Below are 19,379 nucleotides of genomic sequence, written 5' to 3'. Positions count from 1 at the left end.
CTTCCCCAAACTATAAAAAGAAAGAGGTAAGGATATGAAGGGTGAAACAAGGATACTGTTAAGGGTTGAGCAGACAGAGGATGGCACAATTAAGCTGTCAAAGGTGATAGAGTATGGGAACGGCACAAGGGTAATGGTTCCAATTATTCGTGATGGTAGTGTTAAATGGTTTGATGACACTAAGCTTATCAAGACAGAATATCGTAAATAACAAGTAAACCTAGATTATAGGAAGGGAGATTAATCATGTTAGCGGTAGCACAAAAGGGTTATAATTTACCGATTATGGAAAGTGATATCAAGGTTATTGGAAATGTAGACGTTTTTCCGGATGAATTTTGTGGTGTGAGTTTTGACATAAATATTATGGACTTATCTGACAAGTTGTGGAAAGAACTTGACTTTGCTATTGTCAATGAAAAAATTGAGTATCTGAAGCGGTATGAGGGTTTGCGCCAGCATGAAAAGTGGTGCAGGTTGGACCACAAAGGAATCGAATTTGACTATATAAGTTTAAGCGTTGAGGTCAAAGAAAATAAGCCAGTGCAATATTTCATACGTGCGGGATTCCATGATGTTGTAGACATCTTTATGGAGACGGATATAGAAATTCCTATAGACTTGCACAAATATAACAGCTTAGTGAAAAACATGGTTCATAGATACATAGATGATGTTTTCTTTAAGAATTGTTAATCATGGGATGGTGATTGGGGAAGGTTCGATTCCTTCCCTGGTCATTACTGAAAAATCATAGGAGGAACGCATATGGCAAAACCATATATAGAAAGCAAGAGAGCCGCCAAAAGAGAACTGGCTATACTTGCAAAAGATTTTGGACTTTTACATATTCCAGGTGTAAAGGAACTTATTGAGACGGCAACAGATTATCATAAAGCGCATAACAAGCTGATGGCAATTTACAATCGTGAATATCTGAGTTAAGTCTGGAGGGAGGAACAGGATGATCAATTATGAGTATACAGATTTCCGTATGGATAATGACGGTATCACTTTTGATGGCGTAATGGATGGGGGTGTATTGATATCCATTCCATTTGCGGATGATACCCCAAAAGCTATTAAAAACATATTGTATGCAATGATACGATGGAATATAGACGAATGGTTAAGGGACAACGCGAATAATGGGTATATCCTGGAACCGGGCCATTTAATGTTAAATGCAAGGATGCAAATAACATATGATAGCAGTGGAACATCCCCATCCTATTGTATTGTTATGGTTATTACAGATTTTACAGAGGTAAAGAATCAGCAAGAGATATGGATTGATGATACATACAATATACAGGTGGAAACACCGGAATTGCGTATGGAATTTAAAAAGTATTGTCAACAAAAACTGAACGAGGTTTTATTTCCTATAGATAAGAACTGAGTTAGGAGGCAGAGGTTTATGCTGGTAAAGATTGAAGATATCAAAACTATAAAGGGAAAGCGGTTGGCTGATAAATACAAGCTGGAGGAACGGAGGGTGTATTTTGAATCCACAGGACATTTTCCACGGCCTGTACTGCTGGACAGTAATAATTACATTCTTAATGGATATACGAGTTATGCAGTAGCAAAAGAAAAAGGATTTACAGAAATTGAGTGTACCTATGACTTATCAGTTTATGGCTATAACGGGAATAAAAGAACCCGGACAGAATTTAATAGCTCTTATAGCTGGGAACTTAAAAAGATGGTTTATGCCAAAAGTGGCGGGATCTGTGCAATATGTGGACAGCCGCTGTCAATCAATAACTTTAATATTGACCATTGGAAACCAATCAACCAGGGAGGAACCAACGAGCCTGATAATTTGAGAGCGACACACAAGTCATGTAACCGTCTTAAAAATGATTTTATGGCAGAGGAATTTTTCAGTAGCATGACTACTATATTAGCTTACCAGTCCGGACAGAACGAGGAAATAGCAAAGTCAATCATACATACAGGAATAAAGCTTGTAATCTCAATGACAGTACGTAAAATAAGATTATTTGTATTTTGATGATTGGATCAATGGCGTTAGTACAGTAACCCACATAAGAATGACGATATAAAGATGGATGGAGGATGAACCAAATGAAGGTGTATGAAGATAGCAGTAAGACAGAACTGGTGACAGAGATACCAGAGAACAGGATCTTATCACTTTTAGACTGGGAACATGCAGAATTTGGTAAGGAAGTATTCCTGCTTTCAGTCCCAATCAGGCCGGATGGGAGCAATGGGATGTTTGACATACTTGTTGCGGTCTCTGCCGAATTTGGGACAGACTTTGACAACATATGCAGTGACCAGATGGAACTTTGCATAAGTAAGGATAATATGAAGACAGCCCTCTATATTGCCAATGGTGATGATGATGGGATATGGGGAAGCGTAGAACTGAGTAAGGATGAATTCTTAGCAATTATGGACGAAACATATAAACATTGGAGGGAGATGGTTGAACATGAGTATATCGTATCGTGACAGGGATTTTAATATTGAATTAGATGGCTTGGAGTTCCTTTACAATGATGAATCAGTAAAGAGGGCTTGTAAATATGTTGATACGCAGAGGAAAGCAATGGACTGGACATTTAACGGCCTGATGGACGTTACGAGGACAGCAAGCAGAATGGTTGAAGTGGATGATCATAGGATCAGGTTTATTGTTAATGAGATATTTTTCTATACAGTTGACGAGTTCCTTAAAATGGAGCATGTAGCAGAGGGTAGCCGGTTCCATGATTACCTTATGTGTGATGCATTAGCCTATTACCTGTACATGCATAGTACAGAGGTAAGATACAGAAAATATGTGATCGATAAAATTGATATAACAGGACGGATTAAGAAGGGAGGAAGGAGGTTACAAACTTGTTCATGTGGGCATAAGAAGCCTGTCGTGGTTATTACATCACTGTTGGAAAGAACCTGTATCAGGATTACTTGTCCCTGTTGTGGCACAAAGATTATAGAATTGCTGGATAGTGGACGGATGATAAAAACTGGAAAGGGGCTGTACTCAGCAGAACTTACATATCACAGCCTGGAAACGGCAATTGATAACTGTATAAGAGGTTGGGATATCCAGTGTGGAAAGACAACAGAGTACAAAGCCCTGGAACTGCTGATCAGTGAATTCTTTGGACGAATGGATGTTACGCTAAAGGTTAGGGAGTATAGCCAGTTGTTATATGGATATGTTCGGAGGAATAAGCTTGATAAAGGGATTAGCAGGAATTATGAGGAAAAATTGGTAAAAAAACTTTATCAGGATAAGGCTGCTATGGATATAGTCAATGATTATCTATGGGAGAATAGCTCCAATAAGGAAGGGGATGGGATCCAGCCATTGGCAACATGGGGCTTTGATACATTTAGACTGATGGAGGTAAGGGGAGCATGATTTAGAGGGTGGTGAGTGTCAGAAATGGTGCTTGCCACTTGATACTGGAAAATTATTGATAGATGGGTTATACTATAGTTAAATGGACTATAGAGGAAGAGAGGGTTTGATGGTGGCACTTTCAGATGCACAGAAAAGAGCAAATGAAAAATATATTAAAGAAAACTATAAGCAAGTGAAGCTTTCAATGCCAAATGAAGAAGCAGAAGCACTTGAGCAATACTGTAAAGAAAAGGGACATACTAAAGCTGGATTTATAAGGCAAGCGATTAAGGATAAAATGGAACGTGGTGAATAAGTTATAAGGAAGGTAAAACTATGCTATTGCCTAACCGAGCACGAAGCATTCCGGTGCTTTACCGCTCTACGGATAGTGTTCCTGTAGGTATTTATTCTGATTTTGAAATTGATTTTAGCAGTATGGATGTATCGATATGAGATGAATAGGAATTAAAATGGATTGCACTCTAATCTTTGTGGCTAGGGTGCATTTTTCTTTGAAATGTAACAGAAGGGTGATACTGTATCCTAAAATGTAACATAATGAACCTATTATTTTAAGATTTCCATTCCATCTTTCTAAATGTAACATATCATATTGACATCGTACATTATATGTAATATAGTGGATTTTAAGAGGAACTGATGTTTGCATGGACAGAGGGGGATGATGTAATGGAATTAGTACAGCCAATAAGGGACAAGGAACTACTTGAAGCTATGAAGCGTGAACTGTTACGCATGGGATACAGAGATTATATGCTGCTAGTTCTGGGAATCAATACTGGCTTACGCATATCTGATATTTTGAAATTAAAAGTATCTGATGTAAAGGATTTATCCTATATCAAGATGCATGAACAGAAGACAGGAAAGTTTAAGCGGATAAAAATAAGCGGGATAGCTGACGAAATTGAAAAGTATATAGCCGGGATGGATGATGATGCATATCTGTTTAAATCACAGAAGGGCGACAACAAACCTATAAGCAGAGTACAGGCGTATAGGATACTAAATAAGGCAGCTGTCAGGGTGGGGATCAACGGAGAGATTGGAACACATACATTAAGAAAGACGTTTGGTTATCATATGTATATGAAGACGAAAGATGTGGCCTTGCTTCAGGAATTGTTTAACCATTCATCTCCAAGCGTCACATTGAGGTACATTGGAATCAACCAGGATAGGCTTGATCAGGCTATGGATGATTTCAGACTGTAAGATGAGCAGCCACATTAATATAGAAGGAATGGGTTCCTGGCAAAGGAATACGGTTCCTTCTTTTTCTGACTGAAGATCATTCTATCTCTATTTTTCCATGCATTTGCTCAAATTCAGCAACGTGCTTTTTCATAAGAACTTCTAACTCACGATTTGCAGAACGTCCATTATAATCAGCTACAATCTTAAATTTCTTTAACAATTCTGAATCTGTGCGCATAGTGAATTTGGATGTATCATTGTGCATATGTTAAAACCTCCATATGGATAGTATGCCATCATTATACAGCCATTATGACGGCAAAAAATAAATTGACGGCATAGTGACGGCGCAATATAATAGAACTTATATTAGAGCATAGAAAAGGAGAGGATTATGAATAGAATAAAGGAGATAGCCGACAGAGCAAGCTTAGATACGTTTATAACGTGCCTAATGGATGGAGTGGATATATCTGTGGACAATAACCTTGATGATTGTGAAAAGGCTATTGAGGAGAGTTATGACAAGACCATAGACCAAATTAAGGAACGGTATCCTGATGTAGATGACAATAATTTATTGGATGCTCTAACTGAATTTGCATTTTCTCATGATGAATGTTATTTTAAACTAGGATTAATTGTAGGTGCACGATTGCAGAGGGAATTGATCAAAGGGTATGATAAGCTTGACTCTGCTTGTGTAAAATAATATAGATATTTATTAGATTGTAGAGGCAGAGGATAGAGGATGGACTGCGAAAGTGTGCGAAGCTGCTATAATTATAGAAGGAACAGGATTAAGGGGATTACATATCCAGAGCAAAAATACGCTCTATTGGAGTAATCCCCTGTTTTCATTATTAGGTTGGCAGATCAGGATGTTTCTTTAAATCTTCCGTTGTTGGGATCCCATCAAGCAAATAGGAATAGGATACATCGAAAAAAGCAGACAACGCTTTTAATTCAAAGTCGTTTACAAAACGTTTGCTGGTTTCAATCCTGGTGATTATATTCTTATCAAAGTTCAAGCCGAATAGTTGCAATTTGTCTGCTAGATCGCGCTGTGAAAGGCCGTGTTGGTTCCGTAAAGCTTTAAGCTGGTCAGCAATGATGTTTTTTCCACCATCATTAGGACGTAGTTTTTCCATATATCTTCCTCAATCCGTGTCTTTGTCTCATTTTTTGCACTTTCACTTGATTTTACTCTAATTAAGCTGTAAAATCGGTTGTAAAAGTGAGACAAACGGAAGGATAATATAAATATGAATAGGGTTATGGAAGTACGCAAGAAACTAATCTATGATTTAATGAATGGTACGTTGGAGTTTAAAGACAATCCGCCTGAAGAGTGCAAGTACGTGGAGGATGAATTCTTAGAGGGTAAGGTATGTGAACAGGCATATACAGAGATAATGAATGCCTATCATCGCCTATGTGAAAGACTGGGAATGGATGGGAAAGAAGATGAGGATATAGAAATTATCATTGATAAATATGAAGTGATCACAGAAACTTTGTGTATGAAAATGTTTGATTATGGAGTGCTTTTTTCGGGGTTATTAGATAAATAATTGTAAAGTAGATATTATTTTTTGATTTGATTGGAACCGCTTTTCGATAAGGAAAGTGATTCCTTTCTATGTTTAAAAATAGGTTTATTATGCAGAGGTTAATCCGGATTTCCTATTCATTAATCTTAAATAATGGTATAATTTATATATGCTATGTATCAAATAAGGCTGGTAGGTGAACGTCATGGTCGAAAAGAAGAACAAAAGATATCTTGTATTAGAGCAGGAGGATTGTGAGAATTATCTTTCTGAGACAGAACAAAATATATTATGGGAGATTCAGAAGAAGGTGCTTGTTAGTAGGCATATTAATGGAAAGAGTATGAAGGAAAATTACCTAGTTATTAATAGGGGGGATAAGAAGATACAAGAGATAGAGAAGTTGCTTAATGAACTAATGGAAATAACGGCTGACCTACAGCCGGAGGCGTGATGCAAGAACTTATATTACCGATAAGATCTGGAATGACAGAAGAGAAAGCAATAGCTGCATTTCCTGATCTTCAATTCCAAGCAACAGATAGAGCGTGTAGGGAATGTGGTTACAGGTGGTATTACAGGAACTTCTAATTGTAATGGCCTTGGTTACTGTCAATGTCTAATCTGCAAAATGTTTTCTATCACATGCTGGTAATATTGCAAATGGATATTTCCATACGGGCATGCTATACTAATTACCCAACTATCAAAGGGGGTATAGCATATGCAATTGAAGGAATGTGAAAAGCAATTAGAGGATATAACAGAGCAGATAAATATATTGTTGCGTGAACGAGAAGAGATACTTATAGAGTGGCATAAGGCATTTGACGCAGAGAACGTGCAGGATGTTAAATGTGTATATGAAAAAAATCCATCTGGATATTCTATTATTCTAATCAATGGGGAATCCAGGTTGGTAGCATCTGAAGTATGGGACATGAACTTTGCGGAAGATTTAGATACATATTATAAGCAGGTTGAGCATGGGATACATAAACGCCAGATATTAAATAAAAGAAATGATGATTTGACAGAGTGGCAGAGGAACCTTATATATGCTAAAGCGGCAGAACTTCGGAAAAAGATAGTAGGATATGAATAAAAAAGAAACGATGATAATAAGCGATAATCATATAGAGTATGACAATTCTGATTATCCATATGCTGAATTCAAGTATAAAACAATGCTTCATGCAAGTGAAATATCTGCATATACATCTAGTTTTATCCCTTCAGCACTGTTAACTAAACAAGGTAATATATTTTTTGTAAACCGAGTGTATGAAGGAGAGTTGCTTTCATTTTGTATCAAGAATCATATAGAAAAGATACATGTGCAAGATAACTGGTTTCTTATATTAGAAGAATTTTTAGATACCGAGATTGTGGCAAAAGAAAAAGAACGGACTTATATATTGCTAGAGCAGGCTGGTATTTCGCGGACTTTATGTGATCATATACGCAAAGAATTAGCACCCCTGATGATAGAATATAATTTTGTATCCTGCTTATGGGAGTGGTGCTATTTAGGAATGTATGATTTATTGGTGGCAGCACAAGGTAAATTGATTAAGACGAAAATCAAGCTTGATAACCAACAGATTAATGGGCTATATAATTTTGCGGTAAAAATAGCGCTTATGCAAGGTAAGCTGTAGCTGTTTGGGAATATACATTTCACCCAAACCGTTTGCACGGGAACATCCAAAATATAAGGATAGTGGTGATTTAAACATGACAAGTGAAGTGACTCTAGGTAATGTTATGGTCGATTGTGATGATGAGAGAAAGTTACAAACTTTTTATAGTAAATTATTGGGGTGGGAAATGTGTGAACTGTTTGCACGCCCAGCTGTCCGTAGTTCATCAGGAATCGTCTTTTTGTTTGTTGAAGAAGAGGGATACGTTCCTCCTGTATGGCCCGAAGAAGCTGGAAGGCAGCAAAAACAGATGCATTTTGATTTTCAGGTTGACAATGTTATGGAAATGGTTAAAAGGGCAGAATTGTTAGGCGCCGTAAAATCAAAAGTACAATTTGGAGGAAAAGATTATGTAACTATGTTTGATCCAGCAGGACATCCATTTTGTTTGTGCAAAAAGTAACAACAATCAATATAATAAAGAAAAGGTAGAAGCAGGTATCCAAGATGATAATATCTGCTTTTTTGCTGGAAAAATAGTGTTCGGTGAGAGGTTCGGTAGCAGTGGGAATAAAGATGATAAACCTACCTATTTACTAGGAAAAGAGATTATATTTAAGCCTATATTGATCAAAAGATTAGGGGTTCGGCATAAAATCGGTAACAGGATGAAAAGCCTTATTTTACAAGGAACTTTGTCGTTAGTGGTGTGAATGAAAGTCACAATATGTCATCTTTTAAGACGAGTTCGGCAAACTCTCTATTTCACTAAGGGTTTCAACCATGTTGGAGCAGATATGATGAATTAGGAATGATTACTAATATATAGAGAAATGCTTAGAAAACAAGGGGTTATAGGATATGAGTGAAATATCGTGAGAAAAAATCTCAGTTCGGAAATGGAATATCAAAGTATTTGATACTGTAATAATTTGAATTACAGATATATCCTTACTTATACCACAGGCCCCATCTCCATTGTAATCCCTAATATATAGTATAAGGTCTGACATGTCATCGTAGTCAAAGTCCCATGGGAATATGGTAGTAATAGGTATCAGTTCCGAAAGTTTCGGAATTAAAAAACACGATATGAGGAGTTTATAAATGTCCTTGGAGAACAATTAGTTTCCACTTTTTGCAATTTTGAGAAAAATTATCTCTTAACATCTACTCCATCTGGAGAAGAAGTCCAATTGATGAAATTAGCTCTACTCCAAATGGAGATAAGCTATTTATTTTGATACTGCAAATCAGAATGGATCGACCACCAATGATCAAGGCTAATAGATATAATGAAAAGACAGAGCCAATGGATAACATATCCCCAAAGGCTCTTTTATTATTGCCTAAAGTCATCTGTTTACATTTGGATTATCCGTTCTCCCAAGCAGATAGTCCACAGAGCAATCAAGGTAGTCGGCTATCTTGGAAATCTTATCACATGAAGGAGATGCTTGTTTATGTTCCAAATCATAGATAAATCCCTTATTGATATCACAAAGTTCTAATAGGTTCTTTATGGTGATTTTTTTTGTTTTGCATAACTCTTTGATAATATTTGCGACTTGTATATTATTCATAACATGTACCCTCTATTTTTGTATAATATGCTAGAATACTGAAAATTCAGTAAAACTACTTGAAATACTGAAATATCCGTATTATACTATATTCAATGTAAATAGTACTTACATCATACCACAGACTAACAAATAATTAAAGAAAAGAGGATCAAAGAATTGAATACACTCGTAACACCTATCACTATGGCAGCTACAAAGTTTTGGAAAGTGATTGTAATCCAGTTAGATCTATTTGAAAGCACCATAATTGACGAACGTCATTTCTCTAATAAGGAAGAAGCAAAAACCTTTGAGAGCAAATATGCAAAGAATGATTCAATCATATGTGTGGCATGTATGATGTGATCTCTTAAAGAAGCATCATTACTTCAGAAAAACAAACATATGTTCGAGTCTCTCTTGACAAGAACGGACGTTCGACTTATACTGATACATACAGAAACAAAAAGACCCATCCTCAAACGGTGTTAGCGCACCTCGGACGAGTCTTACATAACCTTATTGCATAGCAGAAGCTACACAACGTCATTATTACATATTTGTATTATTATTGTCAAGCGTTTCTGCTATCATTCCAATTTTTGCTACAAGTTTATAAAGATAATATTCTTATTACCAAAAGGTAATAGGCTTATTAAGTGCACCTTGATAACTGAATAAGGAAAGTGACTGGATGAATAAGAAGACAAGGCTGTTTACCTCATATAAGGGGGTGAAAGCCTATATATTTTAGGTTTTAGTGAACAGCTAACCTACAATGAAGAAAGGCATAGTAACAGATAAGACCACCAAAGTAACACATATTTTATAGGAAAGGAAAGCTATGGAACTAAAAAGATTAGATTATGTAATTATGAAGTTTCTAAAGAAGAAAGGCTGCACAAGCCATTTTGAGAGTGCAACGATACAAGAGATAATGAGTGTAGTAAACACATCAAGGCCAACAACGTATCGTAAGATGATGGATCTATGTAAGCATGGCTATGTAAATAAGGGATGTAAGTCAACCAATGCAGATACCTTTTATCTGCTAGAGAAGGGGATAAGGCTCATAGAAAACGGAGGTAATGAAAATGATCAAAGATGAGGTTTTTGTAATAGGTATTGGATTAGGTGGTGAACGGGTTGGATTCCGGTTCCAACAGAAAAACTATAGTTCTTACCTTATTAATGGGTCAACACAGGATAATAAGACAATCCCAGAGGCAAAGAATGTATTATTGCTAAACGGATATGACGGATTAGCAGGTGATAGGAGTTTGGCATTTGAAGCGTTAAAGAACAATAAGGATATTCTAAAGAAGGTGAGAGATATAAAGGAGAAAGTAATTTTACTTGTGTCAACGGGCGGTGGAACAACTGGCTCTGGTTCGATTACACATCTGGCAAATATAGCATGTACATTAAAAGATAAAATTGTCTGTGCCTGTCTAATGATGCCAAGAGCAAATGAACCTATTAAAAAAAGACTCAATGCTTATGATGCAGCTAAGGAGTTGATGGAAATCCCTGAGATGGGATCAATCATCTTTGTAAATAATGAATATTCCAATAACTTGGATATGATCAATTTTAATTTGGTGAACATGCTGGATGCGTTTTTTACGGATGATTCAACATCAGCCACATCAAATTTTGATGATTCGGAGAAATATAAGATGCTATCAGATCATGGAGCATTTGTAATTGCTATGCGTTCCGATAAAGTCGAGTCACAAGACGTAATTAAAAAAGTAACCACACAAGATATGATAGATTCGCTCACTGCAAAAAATATCTTTCTTCCTATTGGTAATGACAGAATCGTGGCACATATAGGAATGATTAATCAGAGGGGGAATGATATAAATGCACAGGAGATCATAAAAGCGATAGGAAATCCGGAGAATGTGTTTGTAGGAAATAATGGTAACACAAATATAGTGTGTGCATCGGGCTTGGGATTTCCTGTTGAATATATTTCCCAATTAGGTAAAAAAGCGATGGAAGAACAAAGAGAACGCTTAGAAACCAGGAAAAGGACATTTACTATTTTGGATGATTTGGAAGAATTAGAAAGTGAAGCAGAAGCACCTATTAAAAAGGTAATAAGTAAGCGTAGACAGGTGAGCCTGGATTTATTACGTGAACTGGATTGATAGAGATAAGAACAATGGTGCTACATATTTTATAAATGTAAGCAACAGAAACCTTACACCATAAAAACACTTAAGATCACTGCCAGTTTTATAATAAGAGAAGTATATATCTGAAACAATGAATATCAAATAAAAATCAAAAAATGGAGGAAATAAACATGATTAACAAAACAGTAGAAGCGTTAAAAAACGAACAGGAAGTAAGCACACAGGAGTTATTTGAACTGGTGAACGCCTATGATATGACCTCACTCAGTCTATCAGATGGAAGCAAGACGATCCTGACTATGCAGGTCAACAGATTTGAAGCGTATAAGGATGTATTTGAGTTTTCCCAGGAATGCACGTCAGATGGAAATAAGTACGTTGTCAGTCAGAAAGATATTGTATCAGCTAAAGGTGATTACAATGAAGATGCGGATGCCCTGTCTATTACATCACAGTTATTAGATGGATCAAAGCTTCAGATGGTGGTTATGCACGCTTCCGATGGCTTCAAGAAGGTAGATTCAGAGGGGTTCCGTGAGAGGGATGTATATGAATTACAGGAATTTCTGGATTCAGTGATAAAAGAAGATAGTGAATGGTATTGTATCCTGACAAAGGTTACGGATGCATTTGGCTTTAATATGAAGATGCACAATCCGGCCCGTACATATATAAATACGCTGGATAACTGGAAACTGCACATCAGTGATGATACCAACACATTTGAGGTGCCAGTGGTGGATGATAGCAGCAACGCCTTCTATGAAAGGAAGGGGACGACATCTGTTGAGTACATAATAAAGCCATATGGTCAGCCTTTTATGGAAATAAAAATGCTGTTTTTTAAGAAACACAGCTAATAAAAAGAGAATTATATAGAGGGCGGTGCAATGCCGCCTACCTCAACAAATAAAACGGAGGATTTTAACCATGGAATTAACTGAATTTGCAAGATTGCTCAATGAGCAGAATGAAAAGAAAGACGGTTATCAGATCCACTTAAATAGTGGGAATCTGGATACGTCCAGTGAACGATGTACGGGTGTTGAGTTTGGAGAATTGTATTTTACAGAGTGCAGCTCATTAAATGAGGGGAAGATCCTTTGTTTTGGAAATATGAGCAGAGATCCGGTCGGTCAAAAGGAGAATGGAACAAAACTGTACCCTATGGAAATCAATAGCAGCCTGTTTATTGACATGACTAAAGTTGATACTATTGAGGACTTAAAGGACTTTGAAGATTGGTTTGGGTTCCCTTCTACAAGGGTTATCAACGTTTATATGCTTCCAGAAAGTGGCAGATTGGATGGAAACAGGAATGTTGTAACGATTGGTTTTATGGATTAATCAATGAATTTACTTTTATTTTTGGAGAAGTAAATATATAGATGGAAGTCCTGATAGGGTGTGCTCCTATCCCATCAACAAAAACAGACTGAGAACTGGCGAAAGGTTGGTTCTCCATAATAAAAAACTTGGAGGATAAGAGAATGAGTAAAACAGCAATGACAGGAAAACAGGTAAAAGAAGTGTTAAGACAGGCTTTAAGCGGAATTTATTTTGAAAATGGATTGTACGGTGTGGTGACGGATGTTTTATATGAATATACCGTTACAGAGGATGGCTTAATGGCTGAATTCGGAAAATGCCTTACGCTCAATATTCCTATTTCTGATGAAGAGATATTTACAAACTATGCAATAGAAGGTGCAGATGGCGAAGAGATAGAGGAAGCAATGCAGCAAGAATGGGATGGTAGCACATATTTCGACTATAAGTTTGAAATATCGGGATATACCTTATGCTTTAGCACAGTAGATAAAGGGACAACACTCACTTGGGAGCAGTTCAAAGAGCTTACAGATTCAAATGACGGTATTTTTGCAATATGTAGCGTAGACGGTGGTTCTCTTTATATCGATGCTCGTAATTGTACTATTGGGGTAAATGATACAGAAGTTGAAATAGGCTCGCAAGCCGTACATACGACTATAGATAGCAAGATAATAGAAGAAATTCACAATGATTCTGGTGAATCAGGATATATTACATACCGATTTGAATTTAATAATGGTATGTCGGATATGGAAATTGAATTGGATTATAGTGTACACAAATTTTAATAGAATCAATAAGACAGTGCCTAAGTGTACCGCCTGTAAAGTGAATGGAGAACATACATTATGAGTAGTATAAAATACCCCACATCAGCCAGAAACCTTATTCAGGCCATCAAGGACAAGGTAGTTACAGTCACAAGTATAGAACTGTACCATAAGGATGAAGATAGGACAGAGAGCATTACATCTGAAACATTCATCTCTGATCTGGAATTCTATGATGAATCGGGGATATTTGCAGACAGTATTGACTTCAAGTATTTAAGGGCTGGTAAGGAAAACTTACTTGTCCAGATCGGCAACATGAGTCCCTTTTGTGATCGCAGTATTGCCGTGTCATTACAAGTAAATGACGGCATATCCATGGATGATGTAGAGACTCAGTTTAGAGAGGAATTATTTTTTCAAAAATCAGCTTAGATTTTGGAGAATAATGATAACACAGAGATTATATTGGCGGTGAGAGATAGCCAGTCAATCATCGGTTGTGGATGATTACATATTGAACGGATTACATTCTGGTGAAGGAACCAGGAACCGATAGAGAACGGATAGACGCTCAGTGATGATACTGAGTTCTTCTGAGAACGGAACAACGACCAGTAATGATGCTGGTTGCCATTATGGACGGATAGACAGGCACATTGCTCATTTGGGGCGGTGTGCCTATAAATAATTGATTGGATTGGAGGAATGGGTTATGTGTCAGTTGAAATTATCTCCAGAATGTATTCTGGATAAGTCATCAAAGGTTATTGTAAATGAATTGTTAAAGGGGAGTTATATTATTATAGCGGATTTACATCCGGACTTACTATTACAGAATGTTTTGCATTGGAATAAGAAGAGAAAAGCATTTGAGATTTTTACGTTGTTTGAAGAGGCTAATAAGGAACAGTACAATTTAAGATTTGAACATGCTATATGCTTTTGTAATAAAGATCGTACAAGAGAAAAACTTGTCGAAATGATTGAATTAAGTTTACCGGAATGTGATTTATTGATAATGGATAAATACAATAGCCTTGATACAAAAAATATTTATGGGAAAAGCGGTAATGTCTATAGAAATGTAGGGTTGGAGTAAAAAGAAGACATCTACTCTCACATGTTGCGAGTTTAGAAAATAAAATCAGGCACAACAGAGAACTTATACGATAAGAACATACAGTTTAAGTACAAGAAAATGGGATAGAAGATTCTAAAATGACAGGAAAATGTAAGTGGTTCAATGACAAAAAGGGCTTTGGCTTTTTTTCTGGTGATGATGGTAGTGAGGTATTTGTACATTATTCTGGAATAGTCGGAATGAGGTTCAAGACATTAGCTGAAGCGGAGCCGGTTGAATATGATATTGTGGAATGTGATAAAGGTGTGCAGGCTACAAATGTCCGAATAAAAGGATTAGAGAATTTTCCCTTTCCTAAAACAATTTCAGAAGAGTAGGAGTGACGAATTATTAGCAATATACAAACAGAAATTTTAAAGAAATATTATGAAATGCTATATCCAGAGCGGTTGCAAGAAAATGAATATATCAGAATATTGGCATTGAGAAGGAACAAAGATGGTGAAGTAGGAAAAGAAAAAGGAGATCGGGTTGTAGCTTGCTTGAAAAACTTTGAGCAATATAAAGGCTTTATCCTTAAATATCGCTATACGCATGATGTTTATAATCAAATTGCTACAAATAGGGAGGACAAAGACGGAACAATAGGTAGCCAACGTATGAGACGGGTACTGTATTTGGATTTTGACCAAAAGGATTATCCGTATATGAAAGATGCAAGAGACTTTACAAAAATGATTAGGGATAAAATTCCTAAATTATTTATTCATGCATATATCAGTAGCGGACATGGGTTTCACTATTACATAAGCGTAAAGTCCAACTGTGATATAAAAAATATAACAGAGATTAATAAATCGCTTGCGAATATCTTAGGAGCTGATTTAAAAGCAGTAAAACCAACGCAGATTTCAAGGCCACCATGCACTTTTAATCACAAAATTGAAGGTGGAACCTATGATTATGACAGGAAAAATATTGATAAATGGTCTTATGTGAAAGTTATTAATAACAGTTATGGAGTAGGAAAGCAATTCAAGCAGTATGACCTTCCATATATTTCAAAGCTAATTCACTACTATAATCAGGAACAGGAAAATATAAAGATTCTTGAACGGACAAACTGGAAGTATGAAACTCTTAACGAATATCCGTGCTATCTATGTGTGAGAAAAATGCTAAATGAAGGAGCAGATAAAGGACAACGTAATTTCTGGCATGGCCGTATTGTCAAAATGCTTCGGATGGAAGGTTATCAGCCATCAAGAATATATTCTGTCTGCCAGGAATACAATTTAAAATGCATACCACCAAAATCACCAAAAGTCATTGAAGAAGATACAGCTAATTATCTGAAAGAAGACTACCACCTTTTAGGATGTTATGAATCTTTTAAGATTGACGATCCTCATCGAAAATTTGTTGAAAGCCAGTGTGATAAAGTGTATTGCGGTACATATCACAATGGAGCAAAGATTTCAATAATAGAAGGTAAAACTGCTAAGATAAACAAAAAAATTTTAACAAGGAAAAACTTCAGGGAAACCAAAGGACATGAGTTTTTGATTCTTACAATACTTGAAGTGTATAAAAACAGTTATGGGAGACGAGGTTTTAGAATAAAAAATTTACAAGAATTGTTATACTCATCTATCCAAAAGAAGAGTTGTATTGGTGAAAAGCGCTTGATAGAACTAATAGATGGAATGATGGAAAAAGGTTACATAGAGGTTAAACCTGATAAAAGTAAACCAGATGATTTTAGAGAGAATCGCTTAAAATTGTCAAGACGATTAAACGAATTTCAACAGGGACATATAGAGTTCTATTTTTCAATAGCGAATGCTCTAATAGATGGGAAAATATCTCAAATAGATTACATCGTGTATATTGCACTGGTTAATAATTTGCAAAGTGGTAAAAAGGTTACTTACGAAGCATTAGCAGAGACAATAGGTTTAGATAAATTGACTCCGAATGAGATAGGTAAGCATATAAGAAAGTTAAGTAAGGAAAGATGTTTGATTATACAGAAGCAATATACAGACAAGGGATATGAATGGAATAAGTATAAGTTTATTAGTCCGCATGATTTGGAGGATGAGAGGACAGTGGACTATGAGGTAGAGATTAAGGTGATTGTGTAAGGATGAACAATTGAAAGGACGTTACGCTATGCTACACATATAATACATACGTATACAATAGGGGGGAAAATAGAATGGGATTAATTATAAAAAACGCTAATAAATAAGGACTTTTAGATGTTTTAAATGACATTTTAGATACGAAATCCAGGGGGGAAAACGAAACGTTAAAATTAAGCAAAAACCTAGTGTTTTCAAGGGGTTTAGGAGTTTTTAACGTGCACATTGAAAAAATAACTCAACCTCCTGAGGATCACTATATAATCTTTTTATTAGAATTAATTATAACACAGTGAAATATGAACTGCAAGAGTTTTATGAAAATTTCAAGAAGGGAATGGGAATAGGAATGTTTAAATATGTATAACAAATAAGCCCGATTGATTTTATGGATGGGACAATAACAGTCAGGGAATATATGGATAGCCTTGTAGATGAGATGAAGGCTTTTATCAGAATGGTGGAGATAGAAAATCAGGAGACCATAATGGACACTTGAAATTGACGCTTGAAGAAATAGCAAGTGAATTAAAAATATCAAAAACTAATTTAAAAAGAGCTTTGCGAATTGAACGGAATCTTACGGATTCAATGAAAGAATTATTAGATGATGGGGTAATTTCAAAAACTTTAGCTTCTGATACGATTGCATCTCTTTCTAAAGAAGAACAAGAACAACTTATCTCATCCTTGGATGTCACGAAAGGAATTACACAGCGAGAAGTTCAGAAATATATTGACGAAATAAGAGAATTAAAAAGTAACCCACCAAAACCTGACGACTACGATGATACAAAGCGAAAACTTAATGATTATAAATTGCAATTTCAAGCCACGAATCATGCGTCATGGACTATAAGAGTGTTTTCGCTTCCTGTAGATGGGGAATGTGAAGTATCATATTTTGCTAAAGCTGCTAATAATGGAACAACCTATATATTTTCAGATTTATATTTTCCTTTTTTGAATAAGAGCGGCACGTATATAGAGAAGAGGTAAAGTAGGAGGATTATGATATATGGGATGGACAAGACCTATACCAGTTGAAAAGGCAGATATAAAGATAGGTAATCAATATTATACTTGTACGTATAGTGGTCCTATCAGAGTTACAGTAATAAAAATATTTCATGACACAAAGTCAGTTCTGGTTAAAGTGAAGAGTAAAAATGCAGCCCCTTTGTGCGAAGTATGAATTATATATTTGATAATTCTGAAATGGCAAAATCGGCGGGAAGGAATTGGGAACATGATGAGAGAAAAAGGGGAAGGAAATAGGATATATGGCAAATAAGACTAGAAAAATATGCTTATTCTGTGGAAAATCTGAAGATGATGTGGACAGATTGATTGGAGGAAAGTTTGGATATGCCTGTGATCAATGTATATCAGAAGCTTACAGCGTTTTGAACGAAGAAGAGAAAGAAGAAATAAATGACAATATCCAGTTGGCAACCCCATCACAGATTAAGGAACATCTGGACCAGTATGTAATAGGCCAGGATGATGCAAAGCGTACATTGGCGGTTGCTGTCTATAACCACTATAAACGTATTAGGTATAGGCACAAATCTGATGTGGAGATTCAGAAGTCTAACATTCTCATGATTGGTTCTACTGGTTCTGGTAAAACATATCTTGCTCAATCCCTTGCAAAATTCTTAGGAGTCCCATTTTGTATAGCAGATGCTACTACTCTGACACAATCTGGATATGTTGGCGAGGATGTAGAAAATATCCTTCTTAGACTGTTAGAGGCGTCAGACGGGGATGTGAAGCTTGCTGAACAGGGAATTGTCTATATTGACGAGATCGACAAGATTACCAGAAAATCAGAGAATGTATCCATTACCCGTGACGTATCTGGTGAGGGTGTCCAGCAAGCACTTTTGAAGATTATTGAGGGGTGTGAGGCAAAGGTTCCTCTTGGTGGAGGTAGGAGACATCCACAAGGTGAAACTATAAGTATTGATACTTCTAAGATTCTGTTTATTTGCGGTGGAGCATTTGAAGGATTGGAGAAGATAATACATAAGGAATCTGATAGTAAGCCAATAGGATTCGGTGCGGATATAGGAATACATTGCTTAAATGATACACTGGATTTATCGAATGTGCAGCCACATGATCTTGTTAAGTTTGGTCTTATGCCAGAGTTGATAGGACGTTTGCCTGTAATAACAACACTGAGTCCTCTAAGTGAAACAGATTTACTTAGGATTCTTACGGAACCAAAGAATGCGCTGGTAAAACAATACCAGGAACTATTGGCTATGGATGAAGTGAAGCTTGAATTTACAGATGATGCTTTACATAGGATAGCTGGATTGGCAGTTAAACGGAAGATTGGAGCAAGAGGCTTGAGGTCTATTGTGGAGAAAGCGTTACAGAAGGTCATGTTTGATATTCCAGATATGGCTGATGCTAAGAGAGTAGTCGTTACGGATGAGGTGATTGACGGAACTGGGGATGTGATTGTATATGGAACAAGGAATAAGAAGATTGCGTAAGGAGAGAGCGGAT

Annotated in this window: 30 protein-coding genes; 27 read left to right on the top strand and 3 right to left on the bottom strand. The window is 36.3% G+C overall.

What is annotated here, in order from left to right; genetic code table 11:
* The first annotated feature begins 34 nt into the window (after nt 1-34).
* From HMPREF9469_RS32160 to HMPREF9469_RS24185, 9 genes are all read left to right on the top strand, one after another.
* Nucleotides 35-211, top strand: a complete 177-nt coding sequence (locus HMPREF9469_RS32160; RefSeq protein ID WP_007868256.1) for a hypothetical protein — start codon at nt 35-37, stop codon at nt 209-211.
* Nucleotides 212-246: 35 nt separating this feature from the next.
* Nucleotides 247-696 (top strand): hypothetical protein, encoded by a 450-nt coding sequence (locus tag HMPREF9469_RS24215; protein WP_007868249.1) that lies wholly within the window; start codon nt 247-249, stop codon nt 694-696.
* Between the two features lie 72 nt (nt 697-768).
* A complete protein-coding gene (locus tag HMPREF9469_RS32155) occupies nt 769-945 on the top strand; it encodes a hypothetical protein (RefSeq protein WP_007868247.1) in 177 nt (58 codons plus the stop codon).
* 19 nt (nt 946-964) lie between these two features.
* Entirely contained in the window at nt 965-1,402 is a 438-nt protein-coding gene (locus HMPREF9469_RS24210) for a hypothetical protein (RefSeq protein WP_007868246.1), read from the top strand.
* An 18-nt stretch (nt 1,403-1,420) separates the two neighbouring features.
* Nucleotides 1,421-2,020, top strand: coding sequence for an HNH endonuclease (locus tag HMPREF9469_RS24205; protein WP_007868244.1), 600 nt, complete (start codon nt 1,421-1,423; stop codon nt 2,018-2,020).
* Nucleotides 2,021-2,094: 74 nt separating this feature from the next.
* The gene (locus HMPREF9469_RS24200) at nt 2,095-2,487 is read left to right on the top strand and encodes a hypothetical protein (protein WP_007868242.1); all 393 of its coding nucleotides are present in this window, start codon (nt 2,095-2,097) and stop codon (nt 2,485-2,487) included.
* The gene (locus tag HMPREF9469_RS24195; RefSeq protein ID WP_007868241.1) at nt 2,468-3,409 is read left to right on the top strand and encodes a hypothetical protein; all 942 of its coding nucleotides are present in this window, start codon (nt 2,468-2,470) and stop codon (nt 3,407-3,409) included. Before HMPREF9469_RS24200 ends, HMPREF9469_RS24195 begins: the two co-directional genes overlap by 20 nt.
* A gap of 109 nt (nt 3,410-3,518) precedes the next feature.
* Nucleotides 3,519-3,707, top strand: coding sequence for a RepB family protein (locus HMPREF9469_RS24190; protein ID WP_007868239.1), 189 nt, complete (start codon nt 3,519-3,521; stop codon nt 3,705-3,707).
* Nucleotides 3,708-4,054: 347 nt separating this feature from the next.
* Nucleotides 4,055-4,630, top strand: coding sequence for a site-specific integrase (locus tag HMPREF9469_RS24185; RefSeq protein WP_007868237.1), 576 nt, complete (start codon nt 4,055-4,057; stop codon nt 4,628-4,630).
* A 76-nt stretch (nt 4,631-4,706) separates the two neighbouring features.
* Here the strand turns inward: HMPREF9469_RS24185 and HMPREF9469_RS31545 are convergent, their stop codons facing one another.
* Nucleotides 4,707-4,877 (bottom strand): Arc family DNA-binding protein, encoded by a 171-nt coding sequence (locus HMPREF9469_RS31545; protein ID WP_007868235.1) that lies wholly within the window; start codon nt 4,875-4,877, stop codon nt 4,707-4,709.
* A 129-nt stretch (nt 4,878-5,006) separates the two neighbouring features.
* Between HMPREF9469_RS31545 and HMPREF9469_RS24180 the strand changes: the two genes are divergently transcribed.
* On the top strand, nt 5,007-5,324 hold the full coding sequence (locus HMPREF9469_RS24180; protein ID WP_007868232.1) for a hypothetical protein: 318 nt from the start codon (nt 5,007-5,009) through the stop codon (nt 5,322-5,324).
* A 151-nt stretch (nt 5,325-5,475) separates the two neighbouring features.
* Here HMPREF9469_RS24180 and HMPREF9469_RS24175 read toward each other — a convergent pair whose 3' ends face one another.
* Entirely contained in the window at nt 5,476-5,763 is a 288-nt protein-coding gene (locus HMPREF9469_RS24175) for a helix-turn-helix domain-containing protein (RefSeq protein ID WP_007868229.1), read from the bottom strand.
* Between the two features lie 114 nt (nt 5,764-5,877).
* Between HMPREF9469_RS24175 and HMPREF9469_RS24170 the strand changes: the two genes are divergently transcribed.
* From HMPREF9469_RS24170 to HMPREF9469_RS24150, 5 genes are all read left to right on the top strand, one after another.
* The gene (locus HMPREF9469_RS24170; RefSeq protein ID WP_007868227.1) at nt 5,878-6,186 is read left to right on the top strand and encodes a hypothetical protein; all 309 of its coding nucleotides are present in this window, start codon (nt 5,878-5,880) and stop codon (nt 6,184-6,186) included.
* Nucleotides 6,187-6,370: 184 nt separating this feature from the next.
* Nucleotides 6,371-6,619: a hypothetical protein gene (locus tag HMPREF9469_RS24165; RefSeq protein ID WP_007868225.1), complete on the top strand. Its 249-nt coding sequence runs from the start codon at nt 6,371-6,373 to the stop codon at nt 6,617-6,619.
* A 270-nt stretch (nt 6,620-6,889) separates the two neighbouring features.
* Complete coding sequence (locus HMPREF9469_RS24160) at nt 6,890-7,270, top strand: hypothetical protein (RefSeq protein WP_007868223.1); 381 nt, start codon at nt 6,890-6,892, stop codon at nt 7,268-7,270.
* The gene (locus tag HMPREF9469_RS33100) at nt 7,263-7,826 is read left to right on the top strand and encodes a hypothetical protein (protein ID WP_007868221.1); all 564 of its coding nucleotides are present in this window, start codon (nt 7,263-7,265) and stop codon (nt 7,824-7,826) included. Before HMPREF9469_RS24160 ends, HMPREF9469_RS33100 begins: the two co-directional genes overlap by 8 nt.
* 76 nt (nt 7,827-7,902) lie before the next feature.
* Nucleotides 7,903-8,271 (top strand): VOC family protein, encoded by a 369-nt coding sequence (locus HMPREF9469_RS24150; protein WP_040417207.1) that lies wholly within the window; start codon nt 7,903-7,905, stop codon nt 8,269-8,271.
* A gap of 892 nt (nt 8,272-9,163) precedes the next feature.
* On the opposite strand, the gene HMPREF9469_RS33900 is transcribed toward HMPREF9469_RS24150, so the two are convergent.
* On the bottom strand, nt 9,164-9,391 hold the full coding sequence (locus tag HMPREF9469_RS33900; RefSeq protein ID WP_007868220.1) for a helix-turn-helix domain-containing protein: 228 nt from the start codon (nt 9,389-9,391) through the stop codon (nt 9,164-9,166).
* 826 nt (nt 9,392-10,217) lie between these two features.
* Between HMPREF9469_RS33900 and HMPREF9469_RS24130 the strand changes: the two genes are divergently transcribed.
* The 12 genes from HMPREF9469_RS24130 to clpX all read left to right on the top strand — a co-directional run bounded on the left by HMPREF9469_RS24130 (nt 10,218) and on the right by clpX (nt 19,366).
* Nucleotides 10,218-10,481: a hypothetical protein gene (locus HMPREF9469_RS24130; protein ID WP_007868216.1), complete on the top strand. Its 264-nt coding sequence runs from the start codon at nt 10,218-10,220 to the stop codon at nt 10,479-10,481.
* A complete protein-coding gene (locus HMPREF9469_RS24125) occupies nt 10,468-11,532 on the top strand; it encodes a hypothetical protein (protein ID WP_007868209.1) in 1,065 nt (354 codons plus the stop codon). The genes HMPREF9469_RS24130 and HMPREF9469_RS24125 overlap by 14 nt, the downstream gene beginning before the upstream one ends.
* Before the next feature lie 158 nt (nt 11,533-11,690).
* Nucleotides 11,691-12,380, top strand: a complete 690-nt coding sequence (locus tag HMPREF9469_RS24120; RefSeq protein ID WP_007868206.1) for a hypothetical protein — start codon at nt 11,691-11,693, stop codon at nt 12,378-12,380.
* 70 nt (nt 12,381-12,450) lie between these two features.
* Nucleotides 12,451-12,867, top strand: coding sequence for a hypothetical protein (locus tag HMPREF9469_RS24115; RefSeq protein WP_007868203.1), 417 nt, complete (start codon nt 12,451-12,453; stop codon nt 12,865-12,867).
* A gap of 143 nt (nt 12,868-13,010) precedes the next feature.
* Complete coding sequence (locus tag HMPREF9469_RS24110; RefSeq protein WP_007868200.1) at nt 13,011-13,643, top strand: hypothetical protein; 633 nt, start codon at nt 13,011-13,013, stop codon at nt 13,641-13,643.
* A 60-nt stretch (nt 13,644-13,703) separates the two neighbouring features.
* Nucleotides 13,704-14,060, top strand: a complete 357-nt coding sequence (locus tag HMPREF9469_RS24105; protein WP_007868198.1) for a hypothetical protein — start codon at nt 13,704-13,706, stop codon at nt 14,058-14,060.
* A 280-nt stretch (nt 14,061-14,340) separates the two neighbouring features.
* On the top strand, nt 14,341-14,727 hold the full coding sequence (locus HMPREF9469_RS24100) for a hypothetical protein (protein ID WP_007868195.1): 387 nt from the start codon (nt 14,341-14,343) through the stop codon (nt 14,725-14,727).
* A 119-nt stretch (nt 14,728-14,846) separates the two neighbouring features.
* Nucleotides 14,847-15,086, top strand: coding sequence for a cold shock domain-containing protein (locus HMPREF9469_RS24095; RefSeq protein ID WP_007868193.1), 240 nt, complete (start codon nt 14,847-14,849; stop codon nt 15,084-15,086).
* 54 nt (nt 15,087-15,140) lie between these two features.
* The gene (locus tag HMPREF9469_RS24090) at nt 15,141-16,856 is read left to right on the top strand and encodes a bifunctional DNA primase/polymerase (RefSeq protein WP_040417204.1); all 1,716 of its coding nucleotides are present in this window, start codon (nt 15,141-15,143) and stop codon (nt 16,854-16,856) included.
* A 495-nt stretch (nt 16,857-17,351) separates the two neighbouring features.
* The gene (locus HMPREF9469_RS24085; RefSeq protein WP_007868187.1) at nt 17,352-17,855 is read left to right on the top strand and encodes a GatB/YqeY domain-containing protein; all 504 of its coding nucleotides are present in this window, start codon (nt 17,352-17,354) and stop codon (nt 17,853-17,855) included.
* A gap of 19 nt (nt 17,856-17,874) precedes the next feature.
* Entirely contained in the window at nt 17,875-18,051 is a 177-nt protein-coding gene (locus tag HMPREF9469_RS32150; RefSeq protein ID WP_007868185.1) for a hypothetical protein, read from the top strand.
* Between the two features lie 88 nt (nt 18,052-18,139).
* Nucleotides 18,140-19,366, top strand: coding sequence for an ATP-dependent Clp protease ATP-binding subunit ClpX (gene clpX / locus HMPREF9469_RS24080; RefSeq protein ID WP_007868172.1), 1,227 nt, complete (start codon nt 18,140-18,142; stop codon nt 19,364-19,366).
* The last annotated feature ends 13 nt before the right edge of the window (nt 19,367-19,379 follow it).

It is taken from the genome of [Clostridium] citroniae WAL-17108, from assembly GCF_000233455.1.
Lineage (GTDB): Bacteria > Bacillota > Clostridia > Lachnospirales > Lachnospiraceae > Enterocloster > Enterocloster citroniae.
This window is presented reverse-complemented; position numbering and strand designations above follow the sequence as displayed.

Excerpts from the sequence above, each read along its gene's own strand:
- HMPREF9469_RS24170 (WP_007868227.1), top strand. The coding sequence starts at position 5,878 with ATGAATAGGGTTATGGAAGTACGCAAGAAACTAATCTATGATTTAATG.
- HMPREF9469_RS24110 (WP_007868200.1), top strand. The coding sequence starts at position 13,011 with ATGAGTAAAACAGCAATGACAGGAAAACAGGTAAAAGAAGTGTTAAGA.
- HMPREF9469_RS24115 (WP_007868203.1), top strand. The coding sequence starts at position 12,451 with ATGGAATTAACTGAATTTGCAAGATTGCTCAATGAGCAGAATGAAAAG.
- HMPREF9469_RS31545 (WP_007868235.1), bottom strand. The coding sequence starts at position 4,877 with ATGCACAATGATACATCCAAATTCACTATGCGCACAGATTCAGAATTG.
- HMPREF9469_RS24150 (WP_040417207.1), top strand. The coding sequence starts at position 7,903 with ATGACAAGTGAAGTGACTCTAGGTAATGTTATGGTCGATTGTGATGAT.
- HMPREF9469_RS24095 (WP_007868193.1), top strand. The coding sequence starts at position 14,847 with ATGACAGGAAAATGTAAGTGGTTCAATGACAAAAAGGGCTTTGGCTTT.
- HMPREF9469_RS24130 (WP_007868216.1), top strand. The coding sequence starts at position 10,218 with ATGGAACTAAAAAGATTAGATTATGTAATTATGAAGTTTCTAAAGAAG.
- HMPREF9469_RS24200 (WP_007868242.1), top strand. The coding sequence starts at position 2,095 with ATGAAGGTGTATGAAGATAGCAGTAAGACAGAACTGGTGACAGAGATA.
- HMPREF9469_RS24195 (WP_007868241.1), top strand. The coding sequence starts at position 2,468 with ATGAGTATATCGTATCGTGACAGGGATTTTAATATTGAATTAGATGGC.
- clpX (WP_007868172.1), top strand. The coding sequence starts at position 18,140 with ATGGCAAATAAGACTAGAAAAATATGCTTATTCTGTGGAAAATCTGAA.
- HMPREF9469_RS24160 (WP_007868223.1), top strand. The coding sequence starts at position 6,890 with ATGCAATTGAAGGAATGTGAAAAGCAATTAGAGGATATAACAGAGCAG.
- HMPREF9469_RS33900 (WP_007868220.1), bottom strand. The coding sequence starts at position 9,391 with ATGAATAATATACAAGTCGCAAATATTATCAAAGAGTTATGCAAAACA.
- HMPREF9469_RS24190 (WP_007868239.1), top strand. The coding sequence starts at position 3,519 with ATGGTGGCACTTTCAGATGCACAGAAAAGAGCAAATGAAAAATATATT.
- HMPREF9469_RS24090 (WP_040417204.1), top strand. The coding sequence starts at position 15,141 with ATGCTATATCCAGAGCGGTTGCAAGAAAATGAATATATCAGAATATTG.
- HMPREF9469_RS24105 (WP_007868198.1), top strand. The coding sequence starts at position 13,704 with ATGAGTAGTATAAAATACCCCACATCAGCCAGAAACCTTATTCAGGCC.
- HMPREF9469_RS32150 (WP_007868185.1), top strand. The coding sequence starts at position 17,875 with ATGGGATGGACAAGACCTATACCAGTTGAAAAGGCAGATATAAAGATA.
- HMPREF9469_RS24175 (WP_007868229.1), bottom strand. The coding sequence starts at position 5,763 with ATGGAAAAACTACGTCCTAATGATGGTGGAAAAAACATCATTGCTGAC.
- HMPREF9469_RS24210 (WP_007868246.1), top strand. The coding sequence starts at position 965 with ATGATCAATTATGAGTATACAGATTTCCGTATGGATAATGACGGTATC.
- HMPREF9469_RS24205 (WP_007868244.1), top strand. The coding sequence starts at position 1,421 with ATGCTGGTAAAGATTGAAGATATCAAAACTATAAAGGGAAAGCGGTTG.
- HMPREF9469_RS24215 (WP_007868249.1), top strand. The coding sequence starts at position 247 with ATGTTAGCGGTAGCACAAAAGGGTTATAATTTACCGATTATGGAAAGT.
- HMPREF9469_RS24180 (WP_007868232.1), top strand. The coding sequence starts at position 5,007 with ATGAATAGAATAAAGGAGATAGCCGACAGAGCAAGCTTAGATACGTTT.
- HMPREF9469_RS24125 (WP_007868209.1), top strand. The coding sequence starts at position 10,468 with ATGATCAAAGATGAGGTTTTTGTAATAGGTATTGGATTAGGTGGTGAA.
- HMPREF9469_RS32160 (WP_007868256.1), top strand. The coding sequence starts at position 35 with ATGAAGGGTGAAACAAGGATACTGTTAAGGGTTGAGCAGACAGAGGAT.
- HMPREF9469_RS24100 (WP_007868195.1), top strand. The coding sequence starts at position 14,341 with ATGTGTCAGTTGAAATTATCTCCAGAATGTATTCTGGATAAGTCATCA.
- HMPREF9469_RS32155 (WP_007868247.1), top strand. The coding sequence starts at position 769 with ATGGCAAAACCATATATAGAAAGCAAGAGAGCCGCCAAAAGAGAACTG.
- HMPREF9469_RS33100 (WP_007868221.1), top strand. The coding sequence starts at position 7,263 with ATGAATAAAAAAGAAACGATGATAATAAGCGATAATCATATAGAGTAT.
- HMPREF9469_RS24185 (WP_007868237.1), top strand. The coding sequence starts at position 4,055 with ATGTTTGCATGGACAGAGGGGGATGATGTAATGGAATTAGTACAGCCA.
- HMPREF9469_RS24165 (WP_007868225.1), top strand. The coding sequence starts at position 6,371 with ATGGTCGAAAAGAAGAACAAAAGATATCTTGTATTAGAGCAGGAGGAT.
- HMPREF9469_RS24120 (WP_007868206.1), top strand. The coding sequence starts at position 11,691 with ATGATTAACAAAACAGTAGAAGCGTTAAAAAACGAACAGGAAGTAAGC.